We start from the raw sequence: 13,129 nt of genomic DNA on the forward strand, positions 1-13,129 counted from the left end.
CGGAGCTTTGCCGGGAGAAAAGAATGCGTGTTTTGGGATGGTTACTCGTGTTGCTGTTGGGGATGGAGCGGCCTGCCACTGCCCAAGTGCTGCCTGGCCGGCGCACGCTGGAGGAGTTTGGCTACCTGCACCTGGTGGTGTTGTTTGGGAAGGACAGCGTGGACGTGCTGGTGCAATCGAAGAAAGGGGAGGAGAAGCTTCGGAAGCCGCTGCTACTGTGGTGTCAGGGCTCGCTGCCCACGCCGCTAGTGCTCGTCGATAGTTTGGGGCCATTTCGGGTATTTCCGTTTGCCACCCGCCTCGGAGCCGATTCGTTGGTGGCCGGCTGCCATCTGGCCATCATCGGCAAGCCCGGTATTCCGCTAATAGCCGATTTGAAGGAATTAGACGCCAATGGTAGCTTCGTGGACAAAAAGACCCGTATTCCGCCGCTTGCCTACTGCCAGCGCAACTACGTCGATTACTACGTGCGCCGTAATACGGCTGTGTTGCGCTATCTCAAAAAGCAGCCTTGGGTCGAGTCCCGCAACGTGACGGTGGGCGGCCATTCGGCGGGCACGACTATCACGGCGCATCTGGCTGCGGTACCGGGCCTGGTCAATCGAGCCGTGTATTTGAGTGGGAACCCGCTGGGAAGAATGTTGTCTATAATTGCCGATGACCGGCAGGAAGAAGCTGCTGGTGATACCGTCGTTGTGCGGCAAGCATTCAAATGGTGGCGTGAGGTGGTGGCTGACCCCACGCGGACTGACTGCACGCCGGGCGACGACAACCGTAGCACCTACGGCTTTTCCACCCCACCAATTACCGTGCTGCTCCAAACCAAGGTGCCGGTTTTTATCGGTTATGGCACCCGCGACAAAGCGGTGCTAAGCGATGATTTCCTGCGACTGGAAACGATGCGCCTGCACAAAACTAACTTTGCTTTCCATAGCTACCTGGGCCGCGAGCACAACTTTTTTAGGCTGAAAGCCGACGGAAAACCTAGCTACGACGATGATTACTGGCCCGTGGTAGGCCGCGACTTTCTGCGCTGGGCGGGCCTGCTGCCCCCGGTGCGGTAGCACCCCCCGTTCTGCGCTCCGATAGCTTGGGGCAGCCGCCGGTTGTCCGCGAGGGGAAGCAAGCGTTGGTCGACTGGGAAGATGCGCAAGCAGGTCGGTAAGTCTTCAAAAACCGACCATATTTGTTACGACACGCGCCATGCTCACCGGACCATAATTGACAGCGGCCCGACCCCGCAACGGCTATTTCCCCGCCGGAGCCGGGGCCCCAAATCATTTTCGATGGCCGGCACGCCCCCAACAAACCGGCAGCTTACTTAGCAGCAGCCGAAGGGAAAAACTGCTACGCTTTCCCACGGGCCCTGGCGGTAGGCCCACAGGTGCAGGCCGGTGCCCACCGCCCCAAACGGAGCAAATTCGGTCTGCAAATCGGTTAGTAGCTGCCGGGCCTCGGCGGGCTCCACCTTGTTTTGGATGGTGACGTGCGGCTGCAGTCTTTGCTGGTCTTGCGGCGTGAGCCAGGGCGCAAAACCCTGCTGCAGGCGGTGGTGCAGGGCGCGCAGCTCCTCGTTTTCGAGCGTGAAGGCCACGCCCCGGCCCAGTGAGCGCAGGCCCGTAACGGCCAGCGGCAGCGGCGGCTGAGCGCGGCAAAGGCTGTGCAGCTGGGCGCTCACGGCGTCAAGTTCGGCCCCGGGCAAATGGTGAAACAAGGTGAGATGCGCGGCCAGGTAGTTGATGCGGGCCGGAAAGTGCTGGCGGCGCAGGGCATTGAAATAGGTCTGAGCCGCGTCGTCGAGCGTCAGGCTGAGAATAAGGGGCGCTTCGGAATCGGGCATAGGGCAGGAGCAGAGCAAACGTCAGTAGATACGCAAAGCTGGGTGCGCTGGCCGTACTTTACCGGCCCGCTCCGCCGCCCGCCCATGACCGATTCTGCCCCGTACTCGCTTCTGATTCAGCACGCCGCTCAGGTACTCACCCTGGCCGGTGGCCCGAGGTGCGCGACACATTTATCGCCGGCGTGGAGTAGTAGAGCGGCCCGTTAGCGCAGGTGGTAGGAGAGGCCCAGCAGGGCGCTGCCGCCCCATAAGTAGCGCGGCGGGAGGCCGGAGGCGGGCCTGGCCAGCGGGTTGAGGAAGTACGTGACCGTGGGCTGTGCCACCACTTCCAGACGAGGAGCGAGGCGATAACGCATATCCAAGCCAGTGTTCAGGGCGAGGTTGAGTGAGCGGTAGGGGTTGTTGCTGGTGTTCCAGTCTTTGATATTACCGGTGAGCTGCAGGTTGCTGCCACCCAGATAAATAGCCGCTTCGGCGCCGGCCACTAGGCCGTAGCGCAGGCGTTTTCCAGCCTGGCCCAACACGTAATGCGCCTGCACGGGCACCGTCAGAAACTGGTAGGTATCGCGGTGGGTGATGGTGGAGGTCGAAGTCAGCATAAACCGGTTAGCAATAGTTTCGGTCGTTTCAACCATGCTCGCATATTCCTGATAGCCAAGGCCCGCGCTGATGGTCCAGCGGCCGTTAAGCACCCGGCTTGCTTGCACCTGCACCCCAAAACCAGTGCTTTGGCGCTCTTGCTGCGCTATTTGGTGGGTTGTGCTATCGGGCCTCGTAATGGGCGATGACGGTCTAACACCAGGTGATGTAGCAGTAGCCTGGTCCAAAGCGCTGCTTCCCACGCGGCGGTGCGTGAGGGCCGGGCCAGCCAGCACCAGCAAGGCCCAGTGCCGCGCCAGCAGCTTAGGTAAGTAGAATGAATCTGGCTGTGCACGCACGAACGGCCCCGGCACAGCGGAGAGCTCCAGGGCCACGGGCGAGGCGGCTACCCGGCTCGTAGCCACCGTAGAAGTTTCAGCCGCCGCAGTCACTGAGAAATTAGTCGCGACGGGCAGTGGACTATTCGTCGCCAAGGAAGTTGGTGCCGTTCGGGTCGTGCGCTGCACCGCCGTGGTTTCCGAAGACTCATTGCGGTCGGTAATTCCTGTGGGCCTCGTGCTCAGTGTGCTTTTGGCAACCACGCCCAGGCTCGGAGGTGCCGGTCGAGTCGCGGGCGAACCGGTGTATGCAGCAGAAACGATTATGGTGCTACGCGCTGTCCGGCGACGCGCGCGGTGCTCAACAGTGGTTTGCCGCACAAATGCAGCGTTTCCAGCCGCTCTGTTCCGAACCGAGCGAGTACCTCGGCTTCCTTCCGACTCATCGCCGGCTCTGTCGGCACCGAAACCGGGCTCCCGGGCTGTGGTGCCAGCCCGGCCAGCCAACGTACGACCAGCTGCCAGCCGGCCACGCCCTGCCCGAGCTGCCTGTTTGCCGTTCGCAATACCCGGACCAGCAGACGTGGTAGCATCGGCAGCAACTGCCGGAACCGTATTGGCAGCGTAAGTATCCGTCGAAGTCGGTGAAGAAGCGGCGTTCGGGGCTGCGGCCGTTCGCTTGGTGCTTGTTGAAGAAGCAGAAGTTTGTGGTCCGCCAGTGCGAGCAGCGTCGGGTGGGATAGGAGTAGTCGCGCCTGTTTCTTCTTTCCCCAGTCTGTGCTCAATACCTAGAGCGCCCGTCGTAGGCGTGCGGTGGGCAAGCGGACCAGTGGCCGCAGTATGCCGCCAGAGCCAGTAGGTGCTGCCCACCACGGCCACCAGCAGGCCCAGCAGCAGCACGCGGCTCCAGCGGCGGCGGCGCAGCTGGGGCCGGGCCACCGGCGGCGGCAGCTGCGCCCGAATGTTGGCCCAGAGCGGCGCGGGCGGCTCCTGGCCGTAGTCGGCCAGGCGGTCGCGCAGGGCATCGTACAGGTCGTCGGGGTGGCGGTCGGTCATGGCAGTTGGGGGTGGTGCTGGGCCGTCAGGCGGGTTTCGAGCAGCCGGCGGGCCCGCGCCAGCTGCGATTTGGAAGTGCCTTCGGCGATGCCCAGCAGCTCGCCGATTTCCTGGTGCGAGTAGCCCTCCACGGCGTAGAGGTTGAGCACGGCGCGGTAGCCCGGCGGCAGCGTGGCCAGCAGGGCCAGCAGGTCGGCGGTGGCCAGGTTATCGAGGGCCGAGGGCGCGGTGCTGGGCTGCTCGGTGGCTGCGCCGTCGAGGTCCACGCCGGGGCCGGGGTGGCGCAGGCGGTGCTGCTCCAGGGCGTGCAGCGAGGTGGTGACGGCAATGCGCCGCGCCCAGGCCTCAAACGGCCCTTGGCCCCGGAATTGGTCGAGGCGGGTGAATATTTTAACGAACGTGTTTTGCAGGGCGTCTTCCGCTTCGGCCCGGTTGGGGCAATAGCGCAGGCACACGCCCATCAGTAGATAGGAAAGCTTTTGGTAGAGCCGGTGCTGGGCCGCAGATTCGCCCCGCCGGCACGCCGCCAGCAAGGCCTCGTCGACCGGAGCAGTGGGAGGCGGCATTGCAGAAAGAAGAATAAGGAAAGCGGACTGTGCACGACCCGCTTCGTGCTGCCTTGACCGGCCGCCGCCCCGCTGGGTTGCACCGGCCCTAAGTTATTTTGAAAATAATTGCGCCACGCTTTCCACCCCGCCACAAAGTCGTATTCTTGCCCTGCCAATGCGTGCTCTTATCCCCAATTCAATTCCTGCCGTGATACCCTACTTCCACGTCGACGCCTTCTCCCAAACGGCTTTTGCCGGCAACCCCGCCGGCGTGTGCCCGCTCGAAACCGCCCTGCCCGCTGCGCTCATGCAGCAAATCGCGGCCGAGAACAACCTGGCCGAAACCGCCTTCATCGTGCCCCGCCCCGGTACGCCGGCCGAGTACGACATCCGCTGGTTTACGCCGGCGGTAGAAATCGACCTGTGCGGCCACGCCACGCTGGCCTCGGCCCACGTGCTGTTTCAGCACCTCGGTTTTCTGGGTGATGCGGTCACGTTTCATAGCCAGAGCGGCCCATTGCGGGTTTCGCGCGCGTCCGACGGCCGCCTTACGCTCGACTTTCCCTCGCGCCCGCCACAGGAGCTCACCACGCATCCCACCGGCCTCACGGATGCCCTGCGCGCCACGCCCCTGCACGTGCTGGCCGCCCGCGACCTGCTGGTGGTATTCAACACCGAAGCCGAAGTCCGGGCCCTGAAACCCGACTACGCCCGCATCGCCGCCCTCGAGTACGTGGGCGTCATCGCCACCGCGCCCGGCCCCGACGGCGTGGACTTCGTGTCGCGCTTTTTCGCCCCTCGCGTGGGCGTGCCCGAAGACCCCGTCACCGGCTCGGCGCACAGCACGCTCATTCCCTACTGGGCCCAAAAACTGGGCAAAACCGAGCTGCACGCCCGCCAGATTTCGCCCCGTGGCGGTGACTTATGGTGCAAGCTGCGCGGCGACCGGGTGGACATCAGCGGCTACGCGGTGACCTATGCGGCGGGGGACTTGCGGGTTGATGCAGAGTGACTTCGGGGCTTGCTGACCAGTGAAACAGATTGAGCAAAAGACCATTGATTTACTACCAAACCGAAAATCATTCTACCTGATGAGAGTATTAATTGTCCTGCTGTGGAGCTGCTGCTTTGGTACCGTGTTGGCGCAAAGCAACAATTCTACCCCCGTACGCGAACTAACACAAGAGGGCGTGAGGCTCTACGACGCTGGCAAGTACAACGAAGCCATTGCCAAATACCAGCAGGCTCTAGCCGCCGCGCCCAAAGACGAAACAGCCCTCAGCGAGCTGGCACTCACTTATAATGAGTTGGGCCGCAATGCCGAAGCCGTGGCCATCTGCGAAAAGCTGGTGAAAACTAACCCCGACATCGACGCCAGTGTTTATGTGACCTACGGCAACAGCCTCGATGCCATGAAGAAAAGCAAGCAGGCCAACCAAGCCTATGAGCAGGGGCTGAAGCGCCACCCCGATGCGTATTCGCTGCATTACAACGCGGGTGTAGCCCAAGCCACCAGTGGCCAGATACCGGCTTCCATCAATAGTTTCCAGCAAGCCGTGGCCCTCAACCCCCGGCACGGCAGCTCACACATGAGCCTGGGGATGATGCAACTTGGTAGCCACGCCCGCGTGCCGGGTATGATGGCGCTGGGCCGGTTTCTGGTGTTGGAGCCGCACAGTGCCCGCGCGGCTCAGCGTCTGCCGTTGCTCGACCAAGCCATGAGCCAAGGTGCCGTCAAAACGGGCGAAAACTCCATTTCCATCAACATCTCGGCCGAGGCGCTGCAAGGTGCCAATGGTAAAAGCAAAGGGTCGGACAACTTTGGCCCGGCCGAAATGCTGTTGTCTATATCAAGCGCCGCGGCCCTGATGCCACCGCCAGGAATGCCGGTGCCCACGCCGATAGAACAGTTCAGCAGCCGATTTGGGAAACTGTGCAAGGTGCTGGGGGAACTTGATGAAAAGGAAACTAAAACCGGGTTTACCTGGAATTACTACGTGCCGTATTTCGTGGAACTGGAGAAGAAAGGCTTCGTGCCGGCATTTACCTACCTCGTTCACGCATCGAAAACCGACGACACCGAGGTGCAGCAGTGGCTGGCCGCGCACCCCGCCGAAGTGCAGGTATTTCAGGAATGGTCGAAAAACTACATTTGGCCCAAGGCGGTGCGTTAGTCGGCCCCCGTCCAAGTCAGGCCGTTTTCCGAGGCGCTTTTTTCGTGGTGGTGCTCGCCCCCAGCCGCTCGGGGTTCTCGGCCAGGAACTTCCCCCAGCTTTTGCCGCCGCTGGCCCCGGCGGCGTTGCCCTTCTGGTAGTGGTGGCACAGGGCTACGGCCAGCGCATCGGTGGCGTCCAGAAACGTGCTGGCTGCGGCGATGGGCGGCAGCGCAAGCGTCTGGCGCAGCATGTGGGCCACTTGCTCCTTGGTAGCCGAGCCCGAGCCGGTTACGGACTGCTTTACCTTGGTAGGCGCGTACTCGACGTAAGGAATCTGGCGGGAGAGGGCGGCGGCAATGGCCACGCCCTGGGCCCGGCCCAGCTTGAGCATGCTCTGCACGTTGACGCCGAAAAACGGGGCTTCGATGGCCAGCTCATCAGGTAGGTACTCGTCGATGAGCTCCAGCATGCGGTCGAAAATCCGCTTTAGCTTTACGGCGTGATTCGACCCCAAGGCCTTCATGTTGATAACGTCGTAGCACAGCACGTCGACCCGCTGGCCGCGCACCTCAATCAGGGCGTAGCCCATAATCTGGGTGCCGGGGTCGACGCCCATGATGACTTTGGGCAGCAGTTCGACAGCGGGAGCGGGGCGGGGGCGAAGGGGGGCAGGCATTTGGCACAAAGCTACGACCCCAGCAAGGCCGCTGCCGCCGAGGCGTCGGTTTCGGCCGAAGCCAGCGCCTCGGGTTCCGGCCAAATTCCAGCCCCGCCCGAACCCGAAAACCGCCGGGCCCGGCAGTGGCGCCGTCTGGTATTCTGGGGCAAAATTGGGGTGACGCTGCTTACGTTGGGCCTGCTTTATAATTCCATTTTCGCCGCCCCCGATACGGCCGCGGCCTGGCGGCAGCTGCTCAGCACCACGCTGAGCGGCGCCGGGCGCGGCCCCGTGCTGCTCGCCCTGGCTCTGGTGCCCGCCAATTGGGGCCTCGAAGCCTGGAAATGGTACCGCCTGGCCCGGCACCTGGAGCCCGTCACGTTCGGGCGCAGTTTCCGGGCGGTGCTGGTGGGCCTCACGCTGGGCTTCGCTACTCCCAACCGCGTGGGCGACTACGCCGGCCGCATCATCGAGCTCAAAAGCCGCCGCGTGAGTGCGCTGGGGGCCGTTTTTCTGGGCCGCTACTGCCAGCTGGTGGCCACGGTGCTGGCGGGCGTGGCGGGCCTGCTCTACTTCCTGCTGAAGTTTTATTTGAAAGGCTACCCGGCCGCTGGGGTGGGCGTAGCGGTTTCGGCGCTGCTGCTAAGCGGGCTGGTGTTGGTGCCGCTCTACCGCTCGCAGCTGCTACTGGCGGCGCTGGACGTGTGGCGGCCGCTGCGGCGGTTCCGGCCGGCGCTGGCCATCATGCCCACGTATCCGGCGGCGGCGCTGCACGCGGTGCTGGCTATTTCGGGGCTGCGCTACGCGGTGTTTTGCGGGCAGTTTATGCTGCTGCTGGCGGCGTACGGCGTGGGCGGTCCGCTGGGGCCGGGGCTGGCCGCCGTGGCGGGCACGTTTTTTCTGAAATCGTTGGTACCATCGCTCAACGCGCTGGCCGATGTGGGCGTGCGGGAGCTGTCCGCCACGCATTTATTTGGGCTGCTGGGCCAGCCGGCGCTGCCGGTACTCAGCGCCAGCCTGAGCTTGTGGGTGATTAATATCGCGCTGCCCAGCGCGGCCGGGCTGCTGCTGGTGCCGGGACTGCGCGTGCTGCGCGAAAAACGGAGCAGTAAATGATAGTGGCCGTGGGAATGGGGCTGTTGGTGCTGCCGCTGCTGTACGCGGGGCTGATGGTCTGGCTCCGGGCTGGCTGGGCCGAGAATGCCGCTGCGCTTGAAGGTCAATCAGGAATCAGGAATCCGGAATCGTCACCTGTTAATTCTTCATTCCTCATTCCTGATTCTTCATTGATTTTCTCCGTTCTCATTGCTGCCCGCAACGAAGCCGAAAATCTGCCCCAACTCCTGCGCGACCTCGCCGCCCAAACTCTGCCCACCGCCCGTTTCGAAGTCCTTATCGCCGACGACCATTCCACCGATGCCACCGCCGCTCTGGTAGCGGCGGCGGCTGAAGAAACCGGCATTGCAGTGCGTCTTATCGGCTTACCCAAAATGCAAACTGGCAAAAAAGCCGCCCTGCAAGCCGCTTTGCAAGCGGCCCGCGCCCCGTGGCTGGTATGCACCGATGCCGACTGCCGCCTCAGCCCCGGTTGGTTGGCTGCTTATGCGGCACTGCTCGCCCTGCGCCCGCAGGCCAACTTCATCAGCGGCCCGGTGCTGCTTACCGGCCCAAATACCTTCTTCACCACGCTCATGGGCCTGGAGTTCGCGGGCCTGGTAGGAGTGGGCGCGGCCTGCCTGGCCCGCCAGCAGCCCACCATGTGCAACGGGGCCAACCTGGCTTATCGCCGCGCCGCCTTCGAGGCCGTGGGGGGCTACACCGACAACGCCCACCTCGCCAGCGGCGACGATGAATTTCTGCTGCATAAAATCCACGCGGCTTTTCCCAGCACAACCCATTTCCTGGCCGATGCGGCGGCTATTGCCCGCACGGCCGCGCCACCCACGCTGCGGGCGTTGTTGCGGCAGCGGGTGCGCTGGGCCAGCAAGTGGCGACACTACCACAGTGCCGCCCCGCGCCGCCTGGCCCTGCTGGTGCTGGGAGCCAACGTGGCGCTGGCGGCCGGCACTACGGCCGCCACTTGCTGGCCCGGTCTCTGGCTTTGGGTGGCGGCTGCCTGGGTACTAAAACTCGGGGCCGATGCGTGGTTTTTGGGGCCGGTACTCCGCTTCTTCGGGCAGCGGAAGTGGCTGTGGGGACTGTTGCCGCTGCAGCTGCTGTACGCGCCATATGCGCTGGCGGTAGGGGCGGCGGGCTGGCGCGGCGGCTACGAGTGGAAGGGGCGGGCCGTGCGGTGAGTCTTGTAGAATACCGATTCATTGTACATGTGCAGTGCAAAAGGTATTCGCTCATGATTCCGGATACCACCACCCTTCGTGTTTGGAATTATACTCCTTCCCTCTTTCATCGATTATTCTTATTTCACAGGTGAATGGAGTCTCAATAAGCTTACTATAAATTATTGAAGGCCTTGCGGTTAACAGGTCAAACTCTATAATCATGATGGCACTACTTACAAAGTCCATTGATGCTCCACTATTGACAACCAAAGTCGGAAACCAGTTACACCGGTGCTTAATTGAATCACAAATCGAATTGGTTGTGAGTCGTCCAGGTTTCGCAGTGCCCGTCAATATATCCACTTCCAGCCTATTCAAATTTGTAGCTCTTGCCTGCTTTAATAAATGACCTAAGAAATAGTCATCGTTTATCCAGTTCATCAAACTGATAAATGAGTGACCAAAATTATGAGCAATGCTTTTTAAAGGCTTATGACTTGTCATTATCCATTGGTGTAAGAGGTTATCAGCTTTATGTTGTCTGATGTAAACCTGCTTTAAATTAATTGAAAAGCCAGCATTATATAGGCTTGTCCGACTTACAGTACATCATATCGTGCCGGATTAAGGAATTATCTTGGCGTTGCTTTTCAGATTAGGCACAAGAGTGAGGAGCAGGGTTGTCCAGCGCCGGGCTTACATTTGCCCAAACCACCGCCTCACGCCCAATTTCCCCGTGACTGACCCCGAATTCAACCTACTCGACGAGCTTTACTTCGTTACCCCGTTCCGCGCGCTGCTCCAGAAAACCGGCCTGCCCGCGCCCGAGCTGGAAGACCAGCTCCGCACCTTGCTGGAGCAGGGCCTCATTCGCAGCTACTGGCCCGACCCGGACACCGAGCTGGCTTACGAAACCACTTCGTTCGGAGCCATTGCCCGCGATGCCTCGTACCTGGCTTCCAAAGAAGGCCTGTTGCAGCACAATACCCGCTAGCGGTGGCCACGGCAGTTTCGAGCGCCGCGCCGATAGCCCCGGCCCCCGTGAGTGCGGCTGCCCGCCCGCCCGGCTACTACGTGCGCCAGCGCCTGTGGCAAAACCGACCTGCCGTAGCCGGACTGGCTTTTATTGCCCTCTGCACGCTCATTGCCCTGCTGGGCTACTGGGTGCTGCCCGATAATTCGCCCAACGCCAACCACGGTTTTGTCCAGATTCAGAAGGAGCGTCCCGGCTTGCGGGTACTGCTGCTGCGCCAGCCGCTGCCCGATTCGGCCCGTTTCGGCGTGGCCTCCGATAACCTGCTGACCACCTGGCTGCGCGGCCGCGAGCCCGCCGTGCAGGAAACGCCCATCGGCGGCTACCAGTTTGTCGGCGACTCCATCATCCTCAAGCCCTTGGGCGAGCACTCGGCCGAGGCTGGCCGATTGCGCCGCTTGGCCCTTAGCACCGTAGTGGGCCATCCTGGTTCCCGCGCCGAGCTACAGCGCCTGGTGCGCGACGAGCATCTTATCAACCGTTTCTACGTGCTGGGCACCGACAAGGCCGGACGCGACGAGCTGAGCCGGCTGCTGCTGGGCACGCGCATTTCGCTGGGCATCGGGCTGGTGGCGGTGCTGATTTCGGTGGTGCTGGGCATGGCCGTGGGGGCCGTGGCCGGCTACTTCGGCGGCTGGGTCGATTCGGTTTTGCTTGGCGTGATGACCGTGGTGTGGAGTATTCCGGGCATCATGCTGGTTATTGCTATTTCGTTGGCCCTGGATAGCAAAGGCGTGTGGGTCAGTTTCGTAGCCGTGGGCCTCACCATGTGGGTTGATGTGGCTCGGGTGGTGCGCGGCCAGATGCTCAGCCTGCGCTCGGCCACCTTCGTGGAGGCTGGCCGGGTGCTCGGGCTGCCCACCGCCCGCCTCATTGCGCGGCACCTGCTGCCCAATATGCGCGGCCCGCTCATCGTGCTGGCCACCAGTAATTTTGCCGCCGCCATTCTGCTCGAAGCCGGGCTGAGCTTCCTGGGGCTGGGCGTGCAGCCGCCCGCGCCCAGCTGGGGCCTGATGGTGAAAGAAGGCTACGACCTGCTCGGCACCGAGGCCGGCCTGTGGCTCACGCTGCTGCCGGGCACGGCCATTTCGCTGCTCGTGCTCAGCTTCAATCTACTTGGCAACGGCCTGCGCGACGCCTACGACCCCAAAACCCCCGTGATGGGTTAAGTTTGCAGCGTCACGTGCACGTCTGCACGATAATTTGTATCTTGCTATATGGCTTTCGCCGCTCCCCATTTTTCTGCCGAATCTGTGGCCGAGCCCGCTGGCGGGCTTGTAACAGTGCGCGATGAGCAAATCAAACAGCTCAAGCGGCAGCTGCTGCTCAAGCAGTTCGAGCTGGATACCGTGCTGGGCATGGCGCACGACATGACGGCCCGCGACCACTCCGTGGACGAGCTTTACCACATGCTTCGTCTCACTTTGCAGGGCCAGCGCAACGTGGTGCATCTGCTGTTGGTGGCCCGCGAAGGCCATGAATTCCGGGCGCGCCTGGCGCTGGGCACCGACCTGGCTCAGGCCGAGAAGCTGGTAATGACGCCGCACCTGCTCGAAGGCGGCGTAACCCAGCCCCAGGCCGTGGAAGACCTGCACCTCGACCCCGCCTGGGACCGGTACGAGCTGGTTATCCCTATTCTTCGGCAAAAGCAAGTGGCGGCCTACGTATTTGTGGGCGGGGTGCGCAGTGATTTCGACCGGCAGCAGCTCATTCCCTTCCTCAGCTCGCTGGCTAATACACTGGTGGGGGCCGTGGAAAGCCGCCGCCTCCAGGCCCAGCGCGTGGCCGATGCCGCCGTGCGCAAGGAAATTGAAATTGCCCAGGAAGTGCAGGCCATGCTTTTCCCGCGCAAGCTGCCCAACGACGCCCATTTGGCCATGGAGCGCACCTACGTGCCCCACACCGAAATAGGCGGCGACTACTACGACGTGGTCGAAATCGATGCTGACCGCCTGCTGCTGTGCGTGGCTGATGTGAGCGGCAAGGGCGTGCCGGCTTCGCTGCTGATGTCGAACTTCCAGGCCGGGCTGCGCACGCTGTTGCGCCAGGGCGTAGAGCTGGTCACCATCGTACCCGAGCTCAACCACTTGCTGTTCCGCAACTCGGGCGGCGAGAAGTTTATTACCGCTTTCCTCGGCATTTACGACCGGCGCACCCGCGTGCTGCATTACGTGAACGCCGGCCATAACGACCCGCTGCTACTGGCCGACAACGGCACCGTGAAACCCCTGAAAGACGGTACCGTGATGCTCGGCATCATGGAAGAGCTGCCGCTACTGCGCGTGGGCCAGGTCGAAATTTCGCCGCAGTCCCTGCTGCTGCTCTACACCGACGGCCTGACCGAGGTATTTGATGCCGATAACAACGAGTTCGGCGAAGAAGGCGTGCTGAGCGTACTGCGCCGCTGCCGCTACCTGCCGCTGCCCAAGCTGCACCAAGAGCTGATGAGCAGCATCAATACCTTCAGCGCTCACAACGAGCAGTTTGCCGATGATGTGACGATTCTTAGCTGCCGGTTTAAGTAACGTCAAGGTCAGTAGTGGAGACGGAATCCCACTAGAACGTCATGCTGAGCGTAGCCGAAGCATCTCGCGTGTAGTAGCATATCCAATCGCAAGAAAAAAGTTACTACCACACGCGAG

At 62.3% G+C, this 13,129-nt stretch carries 12 protein-coding genes; 8 read left to right on the forward strand and 4 right to left on the reverse strand.

Translation table 11 applies throughout. From position 1 onward, the window contains the following. The first annotated feature begins 47 nt into the window (after window positions 1-47). Window positions 48-1,064: an alpha/beta hydrolase family protein gene (locus tag IEW17_RS08845; RefSeq protein ID WP_188561680.1), complete on the forward strand. Its 1,017-nt coding sequence runs from the start codon at window positions 48-50 to the stop codon at window positions 1,062-1,064. A gap of 257 nt (window positions 1,065-1,321) precedes the next feature. On the opposite strand, the gene IEW17_RS08850 is transcribed toward IEW17_RS08845, so the two are convergent. The 3 genes from IEW17_RS08850 to IEW17_RS08860 form a co-directional block, all read right to left on the reverse strand. Beyond that, on the reverse strand, window positions 1,322-1,840 hold the full coding sequence (locus tag IEW17_RS08850; protein ID WP_188561681.1) for a 2'-5' RNA ligase family protein: 519 nt from the start codon (window positions 1,838-1,840) through the stop codon (window positions 1,322-1,324). A 203-nt stretch (window positions 1,841-2,043) separates the two neighbouring features. Continuing rightward, window positions 2,044-3,813 carry an outer membrane beta-barrel protein gene (locus tag IEW17_RS08855; RefSeq protein ID WP_188561682.1) on the reverse strand — a complete coding sequence of 590 codons (1,770 nt, stop codon included), beginning with the start codon at window positions 3,811-3,813 and terminating at the stop codon, window positions 2,044-2,046. Further along, on the reverse strand, window positions 3,810-4,379 hold the full coding sequence (locus IEW17_RS08860) for an RNA polymerase sigma factor (protein ID WP_188561683.1): 570 nt from the start codon (window positions 4,377-4,379) through the stop codon (window positions 3,810-3,812). The genes IEW17_RS08855 and IEW17_RS08860 overlap by 4 nt, the downstream gene beginning before the upstream one ends. A 190-nt stretch (window positions 4,380-4,569) precedes the next feature. On the opposite strand from IEW17_RS08860, the gene IEW17_RS08865 reads away from it, so the two are divergent. Beyond that, window positions 4,570-5,373 (forward strand): PhzF family phenazine biosynthesis protein, encoded by an 804-nt coding sequence (locus IEW17_RS08865; protein WP_308420607.1) that lies wholly within the window; start codon window positions 4,570-4,572, stop codon window positions 5,371-5,373. 79 nt (window positions 5,374-5,452) lie between these two features. Continuing rightward, the gene (locus IEW17_RS08870) at window positions 5,453-6,535 is read left to right on the forward strand and encodes a tetratricopeptide repeat protein (protein ID WP_188561685.1); all 1,083 of its coding nucleotides are present in this window, start codon (window positions 5,453-5,455) and stop codon (window positions 6,533-6,535) included. A gap of 16 nt (window positions 6,536-6,551) precedes the next feature. On the opposite strand, the gene ruvC is transcribed toward IEW17_RS08870, so the two are convergent. Next, window positions 6,552-7,193 (reverse strand): crossover junction endodeoxyribonuclease RuvC, encoded by a 642-nt coding sequence (ruvC, locus tag IEW17_RS08875; protein WP_188561686.1) that lies wholly within the window; start codon window positions 7,191-7,193, stop codon window positions 6,552-6,554. Between ruvC and IEW17_RS08880 the strand changes: the two genes are divergently transcribed. The 5 genes from IEW17_RS08880 (at window position 7,194) to IEW17_RS08900 (ending at window position 13,012) form a co-directional block, all read left to right on the forward strand. After that, window positions 7,194-8,291 (forward strand): lysylphosphatidylglycerol synthase domain-containing protein, encoded by a 1,098-nt coding sequence (locus tag IEW17_RS08880; RefSeq protein ID WP_188561687.1) that lies wholly within the window; start codon window positions 7,194-7,196, stop codon window positions 8,289-8,291. Window positions 8,292-8,461: 170 nt separating this feature from the next. Further along, window positions 8,462-9,472: a glycosyltransferase gene (locus IEW17_RS08885; RefSeq protein WP_188561688.1), complete on the forward strand. Its 1,011-nt coding sequence runs from the start codon at window positions 8,462-8,464 to the stop codon at window positions 9,470-9,472. Between the two features lie 718 nt (window positions 9,473-10,190). Continuing rightward, on the forward strand, window positions 10,191-10,448 hold the full coding sequence (locus IEW17_RS08890) for a hypothetical protein (RefSeq protein WP_188561689.1): 258 nt from the start codon (window positions 10,191-10,193) through the stop codon (window positions 10,446-10,448). A 2-nt stretch (window positions 10,449-10,450) separates the two neighbouring features. Further along, a complete protein-coding gene (locus IEW17_RS08895) occupies window positions 10,451-11,656 on the forward strand; it encodes an ABC transporter permease (protein ID WP_188561690.1) in 1,206 nt (401 codons plus the stop codon). Between the two features lie 48 nt (window positions 11,657-11,704). Beyond that, a complete protein-coding gene (locus tag IEW17_RS08900; RefSeq protein WP_188561691.1) occupies window positions 11,705-13,012 on the forward strand; it encodes a PP2C family protein-serine/threonine phosphatase in 1,308 nt (435 codons plus the stop codon). Window positions 13,013-13,129: the final 117 nt, after the last annotated feature.

This window comes from Hymenobacter frigidus (assembly GCF_014640435.1).
GTDB classification, from domain to species: Bacteria; Bacteroidota; Bacteroidia; order Cytophagales; family Hymenobacteraceae; genus Hymenobacter; species Hymenobacter frigidus.

Coding starts and splice junctions, on each gene's coding strand:
- IEW17_RS08850 (WP_188561681.1), bottom strand. CDS start 1,840: ATGCCCGATTCCGAAGCGCCCCTTATTCTCAGCCTGACGCTCGACGAC.
- IEW17_RS08855 (WP_188561682.1), bottom strand. CDS start 3,813: ATGACCGACCGCCACCCCGACGACCTGTACGATGCCCTGCGCGACCGC.
- IEW17_RS08860 (WP_188561683.1), bottom strand. CDS start 4,379: ATGCCGCCTCCCACTGCTCCGGTCGACGAGGCCTTGCTGGCGGCGTGC.
- IEW17_RS08870 (WP_188561685.1), top strand. CDS start 5,453: ATGAGAGTATTAATTGTCCTGCTGTGGAGCTGCTGCTTTGGTACCGTG.
- ruvC (WP_188561686.1), bottom strand. CDS start 7,193: ATGCCTGCCCCCCTTCGCCCCCGCCCCGCTCCCGCTGTCGAACTGCTG.
- IEW17_RS08900 (WP_188561691.1), top strand. CDS start 11,705: ATGGCTTTCGCCGCTCCCCATTTTTCTGCCGAATCTGTGGCCGAGCCC.